The organism is Staphylococcus ratti (genome assembly GCF_020883535.1).
GTDB lineage: Bacteria > Bacillota > Bacilli > Staphylococcales > Staphylococcaceae > Staphylococcus > Staphylococcus ratti.
The window spans coordinates 1,102,402-1,123,174 of record NZ_CP086654.1 but is presented as its reverse complement, the minus strand read 5'-3'; the positions used below and the strand labels follow the sequence as shown (position 1 = coordinate 1,123,174).

The 20,773-nt window shown below is 36.0% G+C and carries 20 protein-coding genes; all 20 read right to left on the bottom strand.

Annotated elements, in window-relative coordinates:
• Positions 1-64: 64 nt before the first annotated feature.
• The 20 genes from LN051_RS05425 to LN051_RS05330 all read right to left on the bottom strand — a co-directional run bounded on the left by LN051_RS05425 (position 65) and on the right by LN051_RS05330 (position 20,654).
• On the bottom strand, positions 65-751 hold the full coding sequence (locus tag LN051_RS05425; RefSeq protein WP_229293538.1) for a 2,3-diphosphoglycerate-dependent phosphoglycerate mutase: 687 nt from the start codon (positions 749-751) through the stop codon (positions 65-67).
• Positions 752-1,156: 405 nt separating this feature from the next.
• Complete coding sequence (locus tag LN051_RS05420) at positions 1,157-2,395, bottom strand: NRAMP family divalent metal transporter (protein ID WP_229293537.1); 1,239 nt, start codon at positions 2,393-2,395, stop codon at positions 1,157-1,159.
• A 3-nt stretch (positions 2,396-2,398) separates the two neighbouring features.
• Positions 2,399-3,160, bottom strand: a complete 762-nt coding sequence (pxpA, locus tag LN051_RS05415; RefSeq protein ID WP_229293536.1) for a 5-oxoprolinase subunit PxpA — start codon at positions 3,158-3,160, stop codon at positions 2,399-2,401.
• A complete protein-coding gene (locus tag LN051_RS05410; RefSeq protein WP_229293535.1) occupies positions 3,153-4,517 on the bottom strand; it encodes an acetyl-CoA carboxylase biotin carboxylase subunit in 1,365 nt (454 codons plus the stop codon). Before LN051_RS05410 ends, pxpA begins: the two co-directional genes overlap by 8 nt.
• 13 nt (positions 4,518-4,530) lie before the next feature.
• Positions 4,531-4,977: an acetyl-CoA carboxylase biotin carboxyl carrier protein gene (locus tag LN051_RS05405; RefSeq protein WP_229293534.1), complete on the bottom strand. Its 447-nt coding sequence runs from the start codon at positions 4,975-4,977 to the stop codon at positions 4,531-4,533.
• The gene (locus LN051_RS05400) at positions 4,968-5,993 is read right to left on the bottom strand and encodes a 5-oxoprolinase subunit C family protein (protein ID WP_229293533.1); all 1,026 of its coding nucleotides are present in this window, start codon (positions 5,991-5,993) and stop codon (positions 4,968-4,970) included. Before LN051_RS05400 ends, LN051_RS05405 begins: the two co-directional genes overlap by 10 nt.
• Positions 5,983-6,714, bottom strand: coding sequence for a 5-oxoprolinase subunit PxpB (gene pxpB, locus LN051_RS05395; RefSeq protein WP_229293532.1), 732 nt, complete (start codon positions 6,712-6,714; stop codon positions 5,983-5,985). The genes LN051_RS05400 and pxpB overlap by 11 nt, the downstream gene beginning before the upstream one ends.
• 310 nt (positions 6,715-7,024) lie before the next feature.
• On the bottom strand, positions 7,025-7,501 hold the full coding sequence (gene greA / locus LN051_RS05390; RefSeq protein WP_229293531.1) for a transcription elongation factor GreA: 477 nt from the start codon (positions 7,499-7,501) through the stop codon (positions 7,025-7,027).
• Between the two features lie 26 nt (positions 7,502-7,527).
• Positions 7,528-8,154: a uridine kinase gene (udk, locus tag LN051_RS05385; RefSeq protein ID WP_229293530.1), complete on the bottom strand. Its 627-nt coding sequence runs from the start codon at positions 8,152-8,154 to the stop codon at positions 7,528-7,530.
• 2 nt (positions 8,155-8,156) lie between these two features.
• Positions 8,157-9,422: a peptidase U32 family protein gene (locus LN051_RS05380; RefSeq protein WP_229293529.1), complete on the bottom strand. Its 1,266-nt coding sequence runs from the start codon at positions 9,420-9,422 to the stop codon at positions 8,157-8,159.
• Positions 9,423-9,467: 45 nt separating this feature from the next.
• Positions 9,468-10,397: a peptidase U32 family protein gene (locus tag LN051_RS05375; protein WP_229293528.1), complete on the bottom strand. Its 930-nt coding sequence runs from the start codon at positions 10,395-10,397 to the stop codon at positions 9,468-9,470.
• Entirely contained in the window at positions 10,390-11,034 is a 645-nt protein-coding gene (locus tag LN051_RS05370) for an O-methyltransferase (protein WP_229293527.1), read from the bottom strand. The genes LN051_RS05375 and LN051_RS05370 overlap by 8 nt, the downstream gene beginning before the upstream one ends.
• 316 nt (positions 11,035-11,350) lie before the next feature.
• Positions 11,351-11,671, bottom strand: a complete 321-nt coding sequence (locus LN051_RS05365) for a DUF1292 domain-containing protein (RefSeq protein WP_229293526.1) — start codon at positions 11,669-11,671, stop codon at positions 11,351-11,353.
• A gap of 14 nt (positions 11,672-11,685) precedes the next feature.
• Positions 11,686-12,114 (bottom strand): Holliday junction resolvase RuvX, encoded by a 429-nt coding sequence (gene ruvX, locus LN051_RS05360; RefSeq protein WP_229293525.1) that lies wholly within the window; start codon positions 12,112-12,114, stop codon positions 11,686-11,688.
• The gene (locus LN051_RS05355) at positions 12,107-12,379 is read right to left on the bottom strand and encodes an IreB family regulatory phosphoprotein (protein ID WP_229293524.1); all 273 of its coding nucleotides are present in this window, start codon (positions 12,377-12,379) and stop codon (positions 12,107-12,109) included. The genes ruvX and LN051_RS05355 overlap by 8 nt, the downstream gene beginning before the upstream one ends.
• A 62-nt stretch (positions 12,380-12,441) precedes the next feature.
• A complete protein-coding gene (gene alaS, locus LN051_RS05350) occupies positions 12,442-15,072 on the bottom strand; it encodes an alanine--tRNA ligase (RefSeq protein ID WP_229293523.1) in 2,631 nt (876 codons plus the stop codon).
• Positions 15,073-15,306: 234 nt separating this feature from the next.
• A complete protein-coding gene (gene recD2, locus LN051_RS05345) occupies positions 15,307-17,682 on the bottom strand; it encodes an SF1B family DNA helicase RecD2 (protein ID WP_229293522.1) in 2,376 nt (791 codons plus the stop codon).
• 2 nt (positions 17,683-17,684) lie between these two features.
• Positions 17,685-18,359 carry a tetratricopeptide repeat protein gene (locus tag LN051_RS05340; RefSeq protein WP_229293521.1) on the bottom strand — a complete coding sequence of 225 codons (675 nt, stop codon included), beginning with the start codon at positions 18,357-18,359 and terminating at the stop codon, positions 17,685-17,687.
• Between the two features lie 40 nt (positions 18,360-18,399).
• Positions 18,400-19,512, bottom strand: a complete 1,113-nt coding sequence (gene mnmA / locus LN051_RS05335; protein WP_229293520.1) for a tRNA 2-thiouridine(34) synthase MnmA — start codon at positions 19,510-19,512, stop codon at positions 18,400-18,402.
• Positions 19,509-20,654 carry a cysteine desulfurase family protein gene (locus LN051_RS05330; RefSeq protein ID WP_229293623.1) on the bottom strand — a complete coding sequence of 382 codons (1,146 nt, stop codon included), beginning with the start codon at positions 20,652-20,654 and terminating at the stop codon, positions 19,509-19,511. Before LN051_RS05330 ends, mnmA begins: the two co-directional genes overlap by 4 nt.
• Positions 20,655-20,773 lie beyond the last annotated feature (119 nt).

Genomic DNA, 20,773 nt, shown 5'->3' with positions numbered 1-20,773 from the left:
AAATGGAGTTTGCATTGATCTTGACGTGGGCTATTGGCCCAATCGTTATAAATCTAAAGAATGTTTATAAATAGTATTTATCAATTACTTTTAAATCATCTGATAATTCATAAATGAGCGGTGCACCCGTTTTAATTTCATAATTGATGATATCTTCCTCTGAAATGTTTTCTAAATATTTAATCAGTGCACGTAAAGAGTTGCCGTGTGCCGAAACAAGTACTGTTTTGCCAGCTAATAATTCTTGAGAAATTTGATCATTCCAAAACGGAATAACCCTTACTAAAGTATCTTTCAAGCTTTCAGATTCTGGCATAATACGTCTGTCTAATAATTCGTATTTACGATCTTTTAAGTAGCTTTCACGTTGTGTTTCATCTTGTTGAGGCGGTGCGGTATCGTAAGAACGTCTCCAAATATGTACTTGATCTTCACCAAATTGTTCGCGAGCTTTGTCCTTATTTAATCCTTGTAAACCACCATAATGACGTTCATTCAAACGCCACGATTTGATAACTGGTATGTATAATTGGTCAGACTCATCCAATAAATGAAACGTTGTCTTAATTGCACGTTTCAGTAACGATGTGAATGCAATATCAATATTAATTTCTTGCTCTTTTAATTTTTTACCTGAAGTAGTCGCTTCATTCCGACCTTGTTCGGATAATTCAACATCAGCCCATCCTGTAAATATATTTTCGGCGTTCCAAACACTTTGTCCATGTCTACATAAAATAAGTTTTGGCATATTTTAGCCTCCTACTTTCTTTATTTTTATAAATTTAGCTAACAAGTTCTGATAAAAATAACTGTTTATTATAAAAACTTAGGCTCTATGCTTACTAGTAAACATTTTCTTAGAAGTTAGCATCTAAAAACAATCCCATTTTCTCTTCAAAATCAAGCACTCCATAACATTGAGCACCTTTTTATTCTGTTCACCAATAAGATACTATAAAACTCTAAATTTTAATTTTTAAGAACAAGTTAATCATATATTAAAAAGCGACTCTTTTACAAGTCGCTTGTTTTATTTTTCTAACTTATTTAGTATTTATATAATTTTTTATCAGCGTCTGATATTAAATCATCAGTTTATTTGTGCACATCTTACTTGCTTCATAGTATATTCGAATCAAAAATGCGAATACGTTTAAAAACCTAGTAATTCCATCAATCCTTGAAGTGAGACGATGCCAGTGAAAATTGTAACGATGACAGCCACAATACCGAATATAAGCATCCATGTCGGATGTTTGTAATCACCTACAATACTACGTTTTTTAGAAGCAATAAGTATTGTCGTGAGTATGATTGGTAAAATTAAGCCATTAAATGCACCTGCAACAATTAGCAATGTAACTGGTTTTCCTAGAAATAAGAAAATAATTGTCGAGATAACAATAAACGAAATAACAACATAATTATCGTGTTTATATATTTTATGATGTAATGTTTTTAAAAATGTCGTACTTGTATATGCAGAGCCGATTACCGATGACATTGCTGCTGCAAATAAAACAATACCAAAAATATTTTTCCCTATAGGCCCTAAAGCATGTTCAAAGACTGACGCTGGTGGGTTATCTGGATTTAACGTTACACCTGTCACGACAACCCCTAGTACAGCTAAGAAAAGTAAAGCACGCATAACACCTGTCGTTAAAATACCTGCAACTGCAGAACGGTTAACAAAAGGTAAATAATCCTTTCCTTTAATATCTGCATCTAAAAGGCGGTGTGCCCCAGCGAAAGTAATGTATCCCCCTACTGTACCTCCAACAAGTGTAATAATTGGCAATACAAGTGCCACTGGATTTTCAGGAACAATCATACGTCCGGCTGCTTCTAAGTACGGTGGATTGGTTTTTATCATCACAAAAGCTACAATTCCAATCATAACAACTCCTAAAATCATTGTCACAACATCCATGATTTTTTGACCACTTTTTGAAACGAACACTAAAATTGCAATAACAGCTGTAATCGCAGCTCCTATTCGAACATCAATACCAAAAATAGCATTCAATCCGAGCCCGGCGCCCGCAATATTACCAATGTTAAATGCAAGTCCTCCAAGTCCAATTAAAATGGAAATGAATGTTCCTAAACCTTTAACCACTTCATTGGCTACCTCTTGGCCACGTAACCCTGTAACGACTAGAATACGCCAAATATTAATTTGTGCGCCAATATCAATAATAATGGATAACAATATCGCAAAAGCGAAGCTTGCCAAAAATTGTTGAGTAAACACAGCAGTTTGTGTTAAAAATGCAGGTCCTATCGCCGACGTGGCCATTAGGAAGACCGAGCCTAAAAGTAAACGTCGATGCGTTTTAGTAAACTTAAAATCTCCTGGATTTTCAATATGGTTTGAATCTTTTTTCATTAGTTATCCCCCTAGTTTAACAATGTCTACGTTAGCGCTTGATAATTGTTGACGAATTTGTTTAACAAATTCTAGTGCGTGTTCCCCATCTCCATGAACACAAATTGTATCTGCACTAATTTCAATCTCCTGACCATTGATTGCAGTAACTTTTCCTTTTGTAACCATATCAATGACTTGTTGGATTGCTTCATCTGTATCTTTAATTACTGCATTATTTTTTTTACGACTCACTAACTGCCCATCCGCTTCATATCGTCGATCCGCAAAGACTTCTGATGCTGTACTTAAGCCAAGTTGTTTCGCTTCATCAATTAGAAAAGACTGTGACAATCCAACGAAGATGATATTTGGATCTATGTCATAAACAGCTTGAGCAATAACTTTAGCAAAGTCTTTATCCTTTGCCCCCATTTGATAAAGCGCTCCATGTGGTTTAACGTGATTTAACTTAACATCATTGATATCACAAAAAGATTTAAGTGCCCCCATTTGATAAACAATCATATTATAAACATCATCATAGGACATGTCTAAGTTTCTTCGACCAAAACCTTGTAAGTCTGGAAACCCGGGGTGTGCGCCAATCCCCACATCATGCGCTTTAGCACGTTGAACGGTTTTAGCCATGACGTTAGGATCACCCGCATGATAACCGCATGCAATATTAGCTGAAGTAATTAAAGGGATGACTTGTTCATCATTGCCAATTTTATAGTTACCAAAGCTTTCGCCAAGGTCACAGTTCAAATCTACTTTAGTCATGTTTTACCTCCTCGAAAATGTCGTGTCGTTCTAAAAATTTAATGTCTACATCTTTAGCATCCCCCTCATAATAAGGCGGATATGAAAGTACAGCATATAAAAAGTCTGCAGTCGTTTTAAAACCATCGATAACCAACTCATCTAACGTTACTTTCAACTTTTCAATCGCATGTGGCCGATTATCTCCTTTAACAATCACTTTAGCCACTAATGAGTCGTAATAAGATGACACGGTATAGCCGCTATATAAAAGTGAATCCACCCGTACGTTAAAACCTTGTGGAAGGTGTAATCTTTGTACAGTTCCCGGTGTCGGTCGGAAGCTCTTTTCAGGGTCTTCAGCATTAATACGCGCTTCGATAACGTGACCTCCAAATGCGATTTCGTCTTGTTGTAATTTGAGCGCTCCTTCTTTCATAATCAATAATTGTTGACGAACTAAATCAATATTTGTACGCATTTCAGTGACTGTATGTTCAACTTGAATACGCGCATTCATTTCGATGAAGTAATAGGCATCTTCAGTAACTAAAAATTCTATTGTGCCTGCGCTTCTATATTCTGCAGCGCGTGCAACTTTTACCGCATCAGAGCACATCTGTGCACGCTTTTCTGATGTTAAAGCACTGCAAGGTGACTCCTCGATTAATTTTTGATTTTTTCGTTGTACAGAACAATCACGTTCTCCTAAATGAATAAAGTTCGCTTTCCCATCACCTAAAACTTGTACTTCAACATGCTTTGCAATGGGAATGAAGGCTTCTACGTAAACTCTATCATCATTAAAGTACTTATTACCTTCGCTTTTAGCTTCTTTAAAAAGACGTTCGATTTGGCTTTCTTCTTTGACAATGCGGATTCCTTTTCCGCCCCCGCCACTTGCTGCTTTAAGGACAATAGGATAACCTAACTCTGCTGCAAGGGATTTCACTTCTTCAACAGATTCAACAGAAGATTGGGATCCAGGTATAACTGGAACGCCTGCTTGATCGACAGTTTGACGCGCAGTAATTTTGTCTCCCATTAACTCCATTGTTCGTTTAGTAGGACCGATAAAATATAAACCTTCATTTTCAACTTTTTCAGCAAACACAGGGCTTTCAGATAAAAAGCCATAACCGGGATGAATCGCATTGACTTGAGTAATCTCTGCTGCTGCTAAAATATTTCTTATATTAAGATAGCTATCTAACGGATTCGCATCACCAATGCATACAGCATGATCTGCTAATTTAACGTGTAAGCTCTCTTCATCTCCAACAGCGTATACTGCCACAGATTCCATATTCATTTCGCGTAATGCACGGATAATTCGTACTGCAATTTCTCCGCGGTTTGCCACTAGCACACGATACATTAAAACGCCCCCTTTATTTCAATTTAACGATAATTTGATTGTGCTCTATATTTTCACCATGATCTACTAAAATTTCAGTGATTTCTCCACTTTCATCCGCAGTCACTTCATTCATCACTTTCATCGCTTCTACGTAGCCAACAATATCCCCTTTATTAATCTTATCTCCAACTTTAATAACAGGTTTCGTGAGCTCTTTTTCATCTTGTAAGTAAAACGTTCCAATCATTTGTGAACGAATCACTTTCTCGTCCTGTTCTTCAGCATCTTTTTGAGGCATTGAAGCTGTATCGTTTGATGTATTTTTAACAGATGGTGACGCCGTTGGTGTAAAATCGTCGTTTTGCGATGACACTGCCAAGTCTAGCTCCAACTCTATATCATCGTCACTATATCTAAAATGTTTTGCTCCATATGATTTTAATAAAGTTAGTGTTTGTTCTATTTGTTTTAAATCCATGGCTTACTATCTCCTTTTAATACACTTTTTATTTTTGATTGCGTAGGTCTAATGTTTTTTAAGTATCGCTTCGGTTGGCGTTTTAATTTTATAATGGCGTCTTCTAACTTTCTTCTTTTACGATCAAGAATTTCGTTAGCTTCATTAAATGTAACCCATTCAAATTTAATGATTTCGCCAGGACGCTTTTGAATAATATCTACGATGTCAGAATCTATCACAGTAGCTATTTTTGTGTATCCGCCAACCGTTTGTCGATCATTTAGCAAAATAATCGGATTGCCATCTTTTGGAACTTGGACGCTACCTAATGCCACTGGTTCTGAAATAATATCCGCGGATTCAATCGGTTGAATTGAACCGCCTTTAAGTCTGTAGCCCATTCGGTCAGCGTTGTCAGATACAATAAACTCTATATCTTCTATTTCTTTAATCGTTCTCTTAGAAAATGCTTCTAATTGTGGGCCGTCCATAATGCCCACTGGTAAATTGCCTTTTGGACTAAAACTTTGAAAATCTGTAGAACGTCCTATTAAACTATAATTCAAATTTTCAGAAGTCGTTGTCAAAATATCTTTTGCTTTTAAAACACGACCTTTATATCCGCCAACAAGTGTACGTGTGTGCGTTGCAGTGCTTCCTTCAACTTTAGGAATTTTTAAAGGGTTGGCGAACCCAATATAAGCACGCACACCATGTTGAGCAGCCCCTAATTCTAAAATGTCCCCTGGCTCCACCTTAATCACCGTTTGGTGTGGAACTGGGGTATCATTCAATTTCATATTAAAAGGGGCTCCGGTAACTGCGAATAAATTTTGTTCTAAAAATTGAATTGTTGGACCAACCATTGTAATTTCAATCGCTGGTTGATTATTCGTATCCAATAAAGCATTCAAAATTTCGAAACTTGGTCGATCCATCACGCCCGCAGGTGAAAAACCTTCTGCTTGATGGCCAAAGCGTCCTAAATCTTGAATCGTTGTAAAAAGACCTGGCTTTAAAATTTTAATGCTCATAGTCTATCATCACCCACTCTTTATAATCAATAAGCCCTTTTTTTGTATATTTTTTAATGTGCAAAAATTGTTCTTCGTTTATTGCATAAAATTTAATTTTATCTCCTGGTTCGTATAAAATCTTGGGATCACGCTGTAAATCGAACACTTTGATAGGTGTCTGACCGATAATTTGCCATCCTCCAGGAGAATCTGAAGGATACAAGCCCGTTTGATTATTGGCAATTCCAACTGAACCTGCAGGTATTTTGAGTCGTGGCTCAGATTTTCTTGGCGTGTGTAGTTGTTCGTTTAAGCCTCCTAAAAACGGAAACCCGGGCATAAAGCCAATCATATAAACGAGGTAATAACCTTCAATATGAAGTTGAACGACTTCTTCAGGTGTAAGTTTATTATGCTCTGCCACAATTTGTAAATCTGGCCCCCATTTGCCACCATATAACACAGGCAAATTAATAATTTTTCTAGGTTGGGTTTGTGCTAGATTATCAAATTGAAATTGATTTAATTTAAGCTCCTCTAGCAATGATTCATATTTAATCGCAACGCCATCAAAATATACTAAAATCGCCCGATAAGAAGGCAATATTTCTTTTATAAATGGATGATTTAGTGATTCAATATAATCTTTCATGGCATTTACATGATTAAAAGTATCTTCATTTATTTTAGCGTTAAAATAAATCATAAAAGATTGCTCACTAATTTGTCTAAATTCCACCTTGGCATCCCCCTTTCTGAAAACCCTTTCAAAATCCCATTGTATCATGATTGTAGCCGACTTACAATTTCGATAGGAATGATATAAAATGCAACAATGGTAGATAAATTGATTTGAAAGTTCTTAATCTTCGTTTGAATATATAAAAGCGTATGTAGTGAAACATATCAATTAAAAATAGAGCCTTACGTCATTTATACAACTCGTTAGCTCTTATCCATGAGATGTGTTTATTATCTCATTTACGATACAAAAATGAGGTTAAATTATTCCCATTTTTAGAAAAATTTAACCTCAAGTTCATAAATATTTATTTAATGTCTACAATTTTAACGTTGATTTCGGCACCATTTGGCAGTGGAACGCGTACTTCTTCATTTAATTTCTTACCGATTAACGATTTTGCCATCGGTGATTCATTTGAAATTTTACCGTTAAATGCATCAGCTTCTGCAGATCCAACGATTTGGTAACTTTCTTCATCGTTGCCAGGTAATTCTACGAAAGTAACCGTTTTACCTATTTGTACAACATGATTGTCGCCTGTATCTTCAATAATTAAAGCATGACGAAGCATTGTCTCAATACGTTGAATGTCTTGTTCGATAAATCCTTGTTCATCTTTTGCTGCATCGTACTCTGAGTTCTCAGATAAGTCACCAAAGCTACGTGCAACTTTAATTTTTTCTACGACTTCTGGACGCTTAACGGTTTTCAGTTCTTCTAATTCTTGTTCTAATTTTTCAAAACCTTCTTGGGTCATAGGATATTGTTTTTGATTTTCCATTTTGCATCTTCCTTTAACTTATAAGATTAATTTTGTTTTTGAACTAATGCTTGAATTTTCGTTGTCATGATATCGATTGCAACTTTGTTGCTTCCACCTTCCGGAATGATGATATCCGCAAATTTCTTCGTTGGTTCGATGAATTGATTATGCATTGGACGAACCACATTTAAATATTGTTCGACTACAGATTCCATCGTGCGATCACGCTCTTGCGTATCACGTATTAAACGACGTAAAATACGTAAATCTGCATCGGTGTCGACATATATTTTAACATCCATCATATCACGAAGTGTTTCATTTTCAAGCGCAAATATACCTTCTACGATAATAACATCTTTAGGTTCAAATGCAATTTTTTTATCGCTTCTAGTATGAACGGTATAATCATAAGTTGGTACTTCAACAGCTTTTCCTGCTTTTAAATCTTTCAAATTTTGAATTAATAAATCATTATCAAATGCAAAAGGATGATCATAATTCGTTTTTAATCTTTCTTCAAAAGTCAGGTGTGATTGATCTTTATAATAAAAATCTTGCTCTATTAAAGCAACGCTATGGCCATCTAAATTTTTCATAATTTCGTTTGTTACTGATGTTTTCCCAGAACCCGAACCACCAGCAATACCAATAATTGTCGTAGAGGTCATGCTTAAACTTCCTTTCGCATCATGTTGTTTGGATAAATAGGTTGATTAACTTTAATTTGAATAATTTGTAAAGGATGTCGTGCGGCATCAAGTTCATTACCTTCTTCATCATAAATGACATCAATCACTTGTTTAAATGTTTCAATTTCAGGACCAAAAAATTCGACTTCTTGACCAGGTTTAAAATGATTACGCTGTTGAATCGTAGCTAGTTTTGTTGTTTCATCGTAAGCAAGTACTAATCCGATAAAATCAAACGGAGATTTTTTGGCAGATTCATTTCCAAACATTTGCTCCTCGTAACCTGGTGTACCTTTGAAAAAGGCTGGCGCAGTGTCACGGTTTGCACATTTATCTAATTCAATCAACCATTCAGTTTTAATTTTGAAGTTTTCAGGATCTTCAGCGTACGCATCAATCACTTTACGATACACTGAAACAACTGTTGCAATATAATGAATCGATTTCATACGTCCTTCAATTTTTAGTGAATCAATACCTAAATCCATCATATTGGGAATAGATTCAATTAACTTTAAGTCTCTTGGGCTCATTGCAAATGGAACAGATTGTCCATCTTCAAAGTAAATATCTAGTTCGCCCTCTTTATCTACAGTTAATAAATCATAATCCCAACGACAACTTTGACAACATCCACCTCTATTGGAGTCTCGAGCTGTCATATGATTGCTTAATGTACAACGACCAGAGTAAGCGATACACATCGCACCATGTATAAATGCTTCAATTTCGATATCTACTTTGTCTTTAATTTCTTGCATTTCCATCGCACCTGTTTCACGCGCAAGCACTACACGATCAAGACCTTCTTCTTTCCAATACTCAACTGCTTTGTAATTACTTAAAGATTGTTGCGTAGATAAATGAATTTCCAGTTTAGGTGCCACACGTTTACACGTCTCAATAATAAGTGGATCTGCAACAATAATTCCAGTTGCGCCAGTAGATTCAAGCTGCTTTAAATACGTATCTAAGCCTTCTATATTTTCATCATGCGCAATGATATTTGTCGTAATATAAACTTTAGCACCGTATTGATTAGCAAAGTCGACACCTTGTTTAATTTCTTCTATTGTGAAATTATCTGCATTCGAACGTAAGCCATATTCCTGACCTCCAATGAAAACAGCATCTGCACCGTAATGAATCGCAATCTTTAATTTTTCTAAATTTCCAGCTGGTGCAAGTAATTCAGGCTTTTTCATCTTAGTCGGCATTTTAGGCTTCATCGCCTCCATCACCTTCATCATCATCTCTCCTATATTCAAATAATTTAAACTAAAACTAATATATTAATACACCGTATGTTTGTAGAAAAATCCTTCGTCAAATGGACGATGTTCAGGCTGAATTTCTTCGATGGCATCTACAAGCATAAATTTTTCATCCTCGTATGCTTCTGGTGACGTCTCAAAAAAGTCAATTGCTTTACGATACTGCTCAGTAACAACATTAATATAGTCTTCGCTATGAAGTAAGCCATCAATTTTAAATGCATCAATACCAGCTTCAAATAATGGCTCAAGTTCTTCAATCAAACAAATATCATTCGGTGACATTATATGTGTCCCATTGTAATCTTCAAAAACAGGATATTTATTATCTCGTTCTTCATCGTACAATAAAAGTTGTTTGTCCGAATTATGTTCAGGGCGCTCAATTTTCATTTGGCGTTCTTGGAAAGTGTAGTAATTCCCTAAAAGCATGCGTTTAGATTGGAACATACAAGTCATGCCATGAACTTGAACTTCAATTTCGACATCACTATTTTCTTTTATACTCAAAATTTCTTCTAAACTTAGTTCACGTGCTAGTACAGCACGGGTTGCGCCTCTTTTTCCCCAATAATTACACTGAAAATGATTTGTCACTAATGTTTCAGCATTCCAATGTAGAGGAATTGGATTTTCTTGTTGTTTGACAAACATGACTACGGCCGGATCACCAAATATGATACGATCTACACGTAATTCATGTAAAAATTGGATATAGTCTTCAAGTGCAGGAATATGATAATTATGAAAGATGCCATTGACAGCGACATACACTTTCTTGCCAGCAGCTTGTATTTTATGTGTTGCTTGAATTAAAGCTTCTCTATTAAACTCACCTGCTAATCTTAAACCAAATTTTTCTTCACCAATAACAAAAGCATCCGCGCCTTTATCAATTAAAGTATCTATATGGCTTAATGACTTAGGTGTCACTAATAACTCAGTCATTTGAATACTCCTTTATAGAAATGGCTAAGCCATCGTCCATATTTACAAAATTCGTTGTGAACGCTTTTTGTTCGACTAGCCATTGATTAAATTTCTTAACTTTTTTTACCATTTGTTTTACATTTCGACTTCTCACAATATCAATGTCTGCGACAAATCCATGGTAGAGTACGTTATCTGTAATAATCATTCCACCATCTGTTAATAAATCTTGATACAGTTCAAAGAATTTTTGAGATTGTGCTTTTGCTGCATCGATAAAAATCATATCATATTGTCGATCATTTACCGCTTCATATGCTTGTAGCGCATCTCCCTCAATTAAACGAATTTGTTCATCAAAACCATAGTTTGTAAAATTTCGTTTGGCCTCTGTAATCATCTCTGTATTGCGTTCAATTGTCGTCACATGAATAGATGGACAAACAGAAGCAAAATGCATACTACTATAGCCAATTGCACAACCAATTTCTAAAATGTTCATCGGTTTTTTAATTCGTATCAATTGTAGGATTAAATCTAATGAGAGTTGATCGATAATCGGTACTTGATGTTCTTCAGCAAATGAACGTAATGAATTCAGTTCTGATTGATGTGACTGAATGTCTAAAAAATATTGAAGATTTTTATCGTGCATTTAAGTTCATCCTTTTCTTTTATATGCATACATCAAAAAATAAACCAGTCAAATTGACTGATTTGATTCATGTTACTATACTTTGGGTCAATTATAGGTTCATCAAGGATTAAATGTCTCTTAATGTCCATACCTATCCCAAAACACTTCTTCACATTATACCACAACTTCGTTTATTTTTTAACAACGAATTCTGTAAATATGACCTTTTAGCATCCTTCGAGCTAAGGTTCAGTGTGTTATAACTAAATATGCATAAAGGGGCAAAGACAACGCTGTGTCCAAGCCCCTTACACGTATTAAATATATTTAATGATTATTCTTCTACTTCATCCAAATTTGTATTTACAACTTCTTCAATCATTTCCCACTCTTCATCTGTTTCAACTGGCAAAAACTTACCGCCATCTCCAGATTCATCAGGAACGTTAATCATTGGAACAAGTTCAATAAGGTCGTCATCATCTGATTGCGCACCTTCTTCGGCAAGAATAACATAATCTTTGTCAAAGCCTGGGTGATAAAACTCTAACATTTTTCTGTAAAGCACTTCATTGCCTTCTTCATCAAATAAAGTTAAAAGTTCTTCGTCATTTTTAATTTCAATTTCTTGGTTATTATGGTTTTGGTTTGTCATAATATGCTCTCTCCTTAGTTTAATGAGTCTAAATACCCTTGCAAAATAAATACAGCAGCCATTTTATCAATTACTTTTTTACGTTTAGACCTTGAAACATCTGCTTCTAATAGAGAACGTTCAGCAGCCATTGTACTGAGTCGCTCATCCCACATAATAATTTCAAGGTTTGGCAATGCTTGTTGAAGCGCTTCTTTATATTTTAAAGAAGCTTCTCCACGAAATCCTATAGAATTATTCATGTTTTTAGGTAACCCTATCACAACAGTACCTACATTCTCTTTTAGAATAATTTGAGTTAAGGTATCTATTCCGAGCTGATTTTCTTGTTCGTTAATATGGAGTGTGTCTAGTCCTTGTGCTGTCCATCCCATCAAATCACTAATGGCAACACCAACTGTTTTACTGCCGACATCGAGGCCAATGATTTTATGTTTAAGCATCTGAATCTTTTGAGTGATGTTTCAAATAAAAAGAGACAAGTTCTTCCATAATATCATCACGATCGATATGTCTAATTTGGTTACGCGCTTCATTATGACGCGGAATATACGCCGGATCACCTGAAAGTAAATAACCTACAAACTGGTTTACTGCATTGTAGCCACGTTCTTCTAAAGTATGGTACACATTGTTAAGTATATACTCAACGTTTTCTTTAGGGATGTCTTCATAGTTGAATTTCATAGTTTTATCAAAGTTTTCCATTCTCTAACACTCCTTAAACCATAATGTCCTTACACCCTTATTTTACACGAACAAGCATTTTTTTATAATGATTTAATATAGTCTTTAATGAATTGTAATGCTTCTGTTATCTTTTCTGGTTCAGTGCCGCCACCTTGAGCCATATCTGGTCGGCCACCGCCTTTACCTCCAACGATTGGTGCCATTTGCTTAATGATGTCACCAGCTTTAAGTTGACTTGTAAGTGTTTTAGGCACAGTAGCGATTAATGATACTTTTCCGTCAACATCACTTGCTAAAATAATCACAGTATTTTGTAAACGCGATTTGAAATCATCCATCGTGTCGCGAATTGCTTTCACATTATCTACTTGTACTTCTGTAATGAGCACCGGAATATCATTAATTACTTCTACTTTATCCTCTATATTGCCCATTTTCAAATGATTAATTTCTTTATTTTTTTGTTCAAGCGCACGTTGAAGTGTTTTTTCTTCTTCTTGTAATTGAACGACTTTATCTATAACCTGTTCGTCTGTTTTCGCTTTAACTTCATGTTTAATTTGATTAAATCGGTTAAGATAATCTTCTAAATAGAGGTACGCTTGTTGTCCAGTAACGGCTTCAATACGACGGACACCTGCACCCGTTCCTGATTCGCTTGTGATTTTAAATAAACCAATTTCTGATGTATTATTTACATGAGTACCGCCACAAAGTTCTTTCGAGAAATCTCCCATATCAACAACGCGTACAACATCGCCATATTTTTCACCAAAGAGTGCCATTGCACCATCAGATTTTGCTTCCTCAATTGCCATTTCTTTAATAACAATATCTTCACTATTCCATATTTGTTCATTAACACGTTGCTCAACGCGCTTGATTTCTTCATCTGTCATCGGAGCAATGTGCGAAAAATCGAAGCGTAAGCGCTCACTATCTACTAAAGAGCCAGCTTGGTTTACGTGTGTGCCAAGCACTTCTTTTAAAGCTGCATGTAATAAATGCGTCGCACTATGGTTTTTCATTATCGCTTTACGTTCCGAAGTATTGACATGTGCAGTTACGTGGGCACCTTCTTTTACTTGTCCAAACTTGATGTATCCTGTATGAAGATGTTGACCATTTGGCGCTTTTGTGACTTCTGTGACGTCAATTTCAAAGCTGTCATTTTGAATAGTACCTTTATCAGCAATTTGACCTCCGCTTACCGCATAAAATGGTGTTTTATCCATTACAAAATAAATGGTATTTTCAGCGTTTGCTTCAGTTGTACGCGCGCCATCAAGAATAATGTCAGTAATGATACTTTCTGATTGCAACGTTTCATAACCTACAAATGTACTGTGCGTTTGTATTGATTTTAACACGTCGCTTTGAACTTGCATCGACTGATTGTTTTGTCTTGCCTTACGTGCGCGATCACGTTGCGCATCCATATGTTCATTAAAGCGCGCCATATCTATCGTAAGTCCAGCATCGCGTGTAATTTCTTCAGTCAATTCAATAGGAAAACCATACGTATCATACAATTTAAATGCGTCTGCACCATCAATAGTTTGATTTGTTGCTTTCGCTTGATCCATAAATTGATTTAAAATCGCAAGCCCTTCTTCTAAAGTTTCATGGAAACGTTCTTCCTCAGTTTTTATAACACGCCCAATAAAATCGGCTTTTTCTTTAACATTCGGATAGTACGGTTCCATAATCGTCGCAACTGTATCTACTAAACGATATAAGAACGGTTCATTAATATCCAATGTTTGGCTAAAGCGTACCGCACGACGTAACAAGCGACGTAAAACATAACCTCGTCCCTCATTAGCTGGTAAGGCACCATCAGAAATTGCGAAAGCGATCGTTCTAATATGGTCTGCAATCACTTTAAATGCAGTATCATCTTCACGATTATTTAAATATTGTTTACCAGAAATCTTTTCAACTTCAGCCATGATTGGCATAAATAGATCTGTTTCATAATTCGTACGCACATTTTGAGAAATTGAGGCCATACGCTCAAGTCCCATGCCGGTATCAATATTTTTACTTGGTAATGGTGTATATGAATGATCTTTATTATGATTAAATTCACTGAATACAAGATTCCACACTTCTAAGTAACGTTCGTTTTCTCCACCTGGATACATTTCTTCGGCAGGATCCTCTTTACCATATGCCTCGCCACGGTCATAAAAAATTTCAGTATTGGGACCTGATGGGCCTTCCCCAATATCCCAAAAGTTCCCTTCAATTCTAATAATACGCGACTCGCTTAAACCAATTTCGTCATGCCATAAACGATAAGCTTCTGTATCCTCAGGATGAATTGTTACGTATAAACGATCTGCTTCCATTGCCATCCAACGTTCGCTAGTTAAAAATTCCCAAGCAAAAGCTACAGCTTCACGCTTAAAATAATCGCCAATAGAAAAGTTCCCTAACATTTCAAAGAAAGTATGATGACGTGCTGTAAAACCTACATTCTCAATATCATTTGTACGTATAGATTTTTGTGCATTAACAATCCTTGGTTTTTTTGGAATTTCACGACCATCAAAATATTTTTTTAATGTAGCAACACCGGAATTAATCCATAGCAAAGAATCATCGTCAATAGGAACAAGCGGTGCAGAAGGTTCCACCATATGTCCTTTTTCAACGAAAAAATCGATAAACATTTGTCGTATTTCACTAGCTTTTAAAGTTTTCATCTCAAATCAACTCCTAAACAAAATAAAGACACTCGCCTCAAAAAAGGGACGAATGTCTCGCGGTACCACCCTAGTTATGACACATCAGTATCATCACTTTAAAAGTATTAACGTTTTGAATATATAGTAGCGTTCAACGTGTTCATTCGTACGTCTCAGCCCCCGTACGTCTCTGTGAAATGAATTTACGTTTACTCGGTTATATATTGAATCATGTCTATTATATTAAGCCAGTCAGGCATTGTCAATTTCTAAAAAATCATACGGGCTAACGTGATTCATATTGATCATTGGATCGATTTGGAACATTGTTGCTTCGGTTAGTACTTCCGGCGCAGCTTCGTCTTCTTGATGATTTTGGAAATACTGTTCTAAAAAGCTTTGTTGACGCGTGAATCTCACTTGCCCTTCCGTTTTTAAACCAATGTTAAAAGCTTCGGCATCTCCGAGAAATACCAATGATTGCTTCGCCCGTGTCAATCCAGTATAAAGGATAGGTTTTTGAAGCATTCGAAAATACTGTTTCACAATCGGCATAATAACAATTGGAAATTCAGACCCTTGTGCTTTATGAATCGACGTACAGTAAGCATGCGTAAGTTCCGTTAAATCTGATTTTAAATATGTGATTTCATTTCCTTCATAGTCAACAACGACGACATCTTTATTAAGCGCATTTTCTTTAGCCCAAAAAATGCCTACAATCACACCAATATCGCCATTAAAAATATTGTCATTCGGACGATTGACAAGTTGTAGGACTTTGTCTCCTTTTCGAAACATCACATCGCCAAATTGAATTTCTCTTTGTTCCTCTTCGGCTAAAGGATTTAAGATATTTTGAAGTATTTTATTAAGCCGCTGAATTCCTGCATTACCACGATACATTGGCGCAAGCACTTGGATATCAGACATATCATATCCTTTTTGAACGGCATTTGTGACAACCTTCTGAACAACTTCTGGAATTTGATCAACATGGCATGGGATAAAAGAACGGTCATGAAAACGTTCTGTAATGTCTACAGTTTGGCCAGATTTCATGCGGTGGGCTAGCGCGATAATACTAGAGCCGTCTTGTTGACGATAAACTTCTGTCAAATTAATACGCGGAAGCACTTTAGATGCAATCAAATCTTTAAAAACTTGACCAGGACCTACCGATGGCAATTGATCTTCATCGCCAACTAATACGACTTGTGCATCATTTGGTACAGCAGCCATAAATTGATGAAACAACCAAGTATCTACCATCGACATCTCATCGATAATAATAAGTTTGGCTGTAATTTCATTTTCCAAAATATCCTCAGGTTGCGTCTCTTGGTTCCAACCGATAAGCCGATGAATGGTCATCGCTTCTAAGCCGGTGGCATCATGAAGCCGTTTAGATGCACGTCCCGTTGGTGCTGCGAGTACAATGGGATAATCTTCATCAGTATAATCATTATAATCTAATGAAATCCCATGCAATGTCGCATAAAGATGCACAATGCCTTTAATTACCGTAGTTTTACCCGTTCCTGGTCCTCCGGTCAATATCATCATTTTGTGTTTCATGGCAGATTCAAGTGCTTCTTTTTGAGCGGTTGCATAGGCAACGCCATTTTTTTCTTCAATTTCACCAATATGCAATTGTACTTCTGATTGATCAAACGTGTCTAATGTAATTTGATTATGCATGACTTTATACACATTTTGTGTGCTTTTCAGTTCCGAATAATATAAACTCGGAATGGCAACTTGGCCCTCGTCTTCGATTAAGCGCTTTTCTTCAATAAGTTGCGTTAAGACGTCTTCGATTAACGCCGTTTCAATATCAGATTCAATTTGTTTTGTTAAAAGCGTGTACGCTTCGGTAAGTAAAGCCTCTTTCGGTAAATACGTATGACCTTGTTTGATGCAAGTTTCTTCTACAACATATTGAATCCCTGCTTTTAATCGGTTTGGGTGATTTTCCGATATACCTATTAAATTTGCTAATTGGTCCGCTTTATGAAAACCGACACCTCTAATATCATAAACTAATTGATATGGATTTTGTTCAATAATATTTAAAGTTTCTCCCTTATAAAACTTGTAAATATCCATCGCCAATTTTGCCCCAAATCCAAGTTCATTTAAGCGAATCATAATTTGTTCGCTTTCTTGATTTTGAATGACTTGTTCAGCAATTTGTTGTTGCTTAGTTTTAGAAAGTTTGGGCACTTTTTCTAGCACAGATGTGTCTTTTAATATCACTTGTATTGCTTTTTCGCCCAAAGTGTCTACGATTGATTCAGCTGTTTTCTTACCGACGCCTTTAAATAAGTCGCTCGACAAATATTGAATTACTGCATCTCTCGTTTGTGGAAGTTCTTTTTGAAACGTTTCAGCTTTTAATTGCTTTCCATACTTTGGATGTTCAGCAATTTGACCTTTAAATGTATACGTCTCACTTTCTACTATATTAGGGAAATACCCAACTACTGTTGCAATAGTATCAAAGTCTTCATTGGTGTCTTCAACTTCAACTTTAAGTACAGTGTAATAATTATCACTGTTTTGAAACAAGATGACTTCAATATTGCCTTTGATATAGGACTGTTCAAAAAGTGTTGGGTTCTCCACTATTATTCCTCCTCTTGAGACTGAATCATTTTGAATGTTTTGAGCGCATGATGACTTAACATATGAGTATTATCCATCTTAGTGGCTTGCTCAAATCCTTTTATAGCCGCTTCTAAATCTTCATCCACCATATACTGTGCAAGCGTTACATTGTACTGTGCATCTGCGTGCTTAGACTCTTGCTCAAGGATTTTGCTTAACACTGGAATAGCTTCTTGGAACATTTCTAACTCGCATAAAAGTAATCCATATTGGAATTGAACTTCTAAGTCTTCAAAAGAGGCATCAAGCTCTGACGCTCTCATTAAATATGGTAATGCTTGTTTTTTAGCATCTAATTGATAAAAAGATAGTCCAATCATGTAATTGGTATCTTTATTTTCCAAACCTTTTTGCATCGCTTGTTGATAAAGTTTGATTGCTTCTTGAAAACGTGATTCATTAAAATACACATTTGCAAGATTATAATAAACAGCACCGTTATCTGGCTTTAAAGTTAACGCACGTTGAAAAAACTTTTCTGCTTTTTCAATTTCTCCAGCTTCTGATAACAAAATACCTGAATTAATATAATTTTCAACTTGATCAGGATGCGCTTCGATGTTATTAAAACAAGCTTCTAGCGCTTTTTCAAATTGCCCTTGTTGTATTAATTGATGAATTTGTGTTTGCTCCATCTGTAACTCCTTATCTCTTTCATTAAATGTTTAAAATATATTAAAGGATATAACTTAATTTACCTGATTCCTTATAAACATCATCTATCGTAGCGCCACCTAAACATACATCACCATCGTAAAAGACTACAGCTTGACCTGGCGTAATTGCTCTTACAGGTTCGTCAAAAGTAACACGAATCGATTGCGCATCTTCGCGTGTGACAGTAACACCTGTATCTTTTTGTCGATATCTGAATTTAGCAGTACATTTTAAAGGACTAGATAAATCTATAGGATTTACGAAAGACACATCAGAAGCTATTAAATAATCACTGTAAAGGGCTTCATGATAAAAACCTTGTTCTACATAAAGGATATTATCTTCCAAATTTTTGCCGACGACAAACCACGGATCACCATCTCCACCAATGCCTAAACCGTGACGTTGACCAATCGTATAATACATCAATCCTGCATGCTGCCCTTTTTTCTCACCATCAAGCGTACGCATTTCTCCGGCTTGTGCTGGCAAATATTGTGATAAGAAGTCTTTAAAATTACGTTCTCCAATGAAACAAATACCCGTCGAATCTTTTTTCTTTGCTGTCGCTAAATTTTGTTCCTCTGCAATTTCGCGCACTTTAGATTTTTCGAGTTCACCTATTGGAAACATTACTTTTTGAAGTTGTTCATGTGTTAATTGATTTAAAAAATACGTTTGATCTTTATTGCTATCGACACCTCGTAACATTTCAACGTGATTGTCTTCATGACGTCTTACGCGTGCGTAATGACCTGTTGCAACATAGTCAGCACCTAATTTAAGCGCGTGTTCCAAAAATGCTTTAAACTTAATTTCTTTGTTACACATTACATCAGGGTTAGGTGTACGACCTTTTTTATATTCATCTAAAAAGTATGTGAATACTTTATCCCAATATTCTTTTTCAAAGTTGACAGCGTAATAAGGGATGCCAATTTGGTTACAGACTTCTATCACATCATTGTAGTCTTCTGTTGCGGTACAAACGCCATTTTCATCAGTATCATCCCAGTTTTTCATAAAAATTCCTATGACATCATACCCTTGTTCTTTTAATAAATGTGCTGTTACGGAACTGTCTACACCTCCTGACATTCCCACAACGACACGTGTGTTTGCATTACTCAAGATGATTCCTCCTTAAATCTCAAATATATTTTTTGTATTTCAGCTACAATTGTTTTAATATCTCGTTCTGTCATATTTTCGTTAATACTAATGCGAATCGAGTGTGTCACTCTATCATCTGCGCCATACATTGCAGACAAAACATGTGATGGGATAGTTGAACCAGCTGTACAAGCTGAGCCGGATGAAACATAGATTTGGGACATATCCAAAAGTGTAAGTAGCGTTTCGACATCTACAAATGGGAAATATAAATTAATAATATGGTTCGACGTATCAATCATAGAACCATTGTACTCAAAAGGAATTGCACGCTCTTGAAGACTTACAAGTAACAACTCTTTCAATTGCGCAATTTGAACTTGGTTTTCATCTCGTTCTGCATCTGCTAATTTCATTGCGGTAGCTAGACCAACGATTTGAGCGACATTTTCTGTTCCTGCACGACGTTTCGTCTCTTGTTCGCCACCTTGTTGTAAATACTGTATGGCTGTTCCATTTTTTACGTAGAGTGCACCAACACCTTTAGGCCCTCCAAATTTATGCGCAGTTAAACTTAATGCATCTACTTGTAAATCTTCAACATCTACAGGCAAATGACCTATCGCTTGAACAGCATCCATATGAAAATAAGCACGATGTGTTTTTAATATTTCTTGAATGTCATAAACATGTTGGACTGTCCCCACTTCATTATTTACAAACATGATAGATACAAGTGTTGTATCTGGGCGTAACTGTTGTTTTAATGCGTTTAAATCAACAAGTCCTTCTTCATTCACATCTAAATATGTGACTTCAAAGCCTTGTGTTTCGAGGTATTCAAACACATGCAAGACAGAATGGTGCTCGATTTTAGTGGTAATAAGATGCTTGCCTTGAGCCTCATTAGCAAAAGCAATACCTTTAATAGCGGTATTATTAGATTCAGTTGCACCACTTGTAAAGATGATTTCATTCGGTTGTGCATTCAAACATTGTGCTACCGTGCGTCTGGATTCATCAAGAAAGCGACGTGCATCTCGTCCTTGCGCATGTATAGAAGAAGGGTTCCCGTAGTGCGTCTCATATATTTTCATCATTGCTTCAATCACTTCAGGTTTTGTTGGTGTAGTCGCGGCATAATCAGCATAGATGCCCATCATTCGACATTCCTTTCTCGTTTTTAATGTTCCTATTTTAGCACTAGCACACTAAAATTTCTAGTGGGTAGTTTTAAGGAATCGGTTGTTATTTTAAGCTTGATTTAAGAATATCATGT

Coding starts and splice junctions, on each gene's coding strand:
- greA (WP_229293531.1), bottom strand. CDS start 7,501: ATGGAAAATCAAAAACAATATCCTATGACCCAAGAAGGTTTTGAAAAA.
- LN051_RS05365 (WP_229293526.1), bottom strand. CDS start 11,671: ATGACAAACCAAAACCATAATAACCAAGAAATTGAAATTAAAAATGAC.
- LN051_RS05330 (WP_229293623.1), bottom strand. CDS start 20,654: ATGGGCATCTATGCTGATTATGCCGCGACTACACCAACAAAACCTGAA.
- pxpA (WP_229293536.1), bottom strand. CDS start 3,160: ATGACTAAAGTAGATTTGAACTGTGACCTTGGCGAAAGCTTTGGTAAC.
- LN051_RS05405 (WP_229293534.1), bottom strand. CDS start 4,977: ATGGATTTAAAACAAATAGAACAAACACTAACTTTATTAAAATCATAT.
- udk (WP_229293530.1), bottom strand. CDS start 8,154: ATGACCTCTACGACAATTATTGGTATTGCTGGTGGTTCGGGTTCTGGG.
- LN051_RS05410 (WP_229293535.1), bottom strand. CDS start 4,517: ATGTATCGTGTGCTAGTGGCAAACCGCGGAGAAATTGCAGTACGAATT.
- LN051_RS05420 (WP_229293537.1), bottom strand. CDS start 2,395: ATGAAAAAAGATTCAAACCATATTGAAAATCCAGGAGATTTTAAGTTT.
- LN051_RS05380 (WP_229293529.1), bottom strand. CDS start 9,422: ATGAAGGTGATGGAGGCGATGAAGCCTAAAATGCCGACTAAGATGAAA.
- LN051_RS05425 (WP_229293538.1), bottom strand. CDS start 751: ATGCCAAAACTTATTTTATGTAGACATGGACAAAGTGTTTGGAACGCC.
- LN051_RS05375 (WP_229293528.1), bottom strand. CDS start 10,397: ATGACTGAGTTATTAGTGACACCTAAGTCATTAAGCCATATAGATACT.
- LN051_RS05400 (WP_229293533.1), bottom strand. CDS start 5,993: ATGAGCATTAAAATTTTAAAGCCAGGTCTTTTTACAACGATTCAAGAT.
- LN051_RS05370 (WP_229293527.1), bottom strand. CDS start 11,034: ATGCACGATAAAAATCTTCAATATTTTTTAGACATTCAGTCACATCAA.
- LN051_RS05340 (WP_229293521.1), bottom strand. CDS start 18,359: ATGGAGCAAACACAAATTCATCAATTAATACAACAAGGGCAATTTGAA.
- LN051_RS05355 (WP_229293524.1), bottom strand. CDS start 12,379: ATGGAAAACTTTGATAAAACTATGAAATTCAACTATGAAGACATCCCT.
- alaS (WP_229293523.1), bottom strand. CDS start 15,072: ATGAAAACTTTAAAAGCTAGTGAAATACGACAAATGTTTATCGATTTT.
- ruvX (WP_229293525.1), bottom strand. CDS start 12,114: ATGCTTAAACATAAAATCATTGGCCTCGATGTCGGCAGTAAAACAGTT.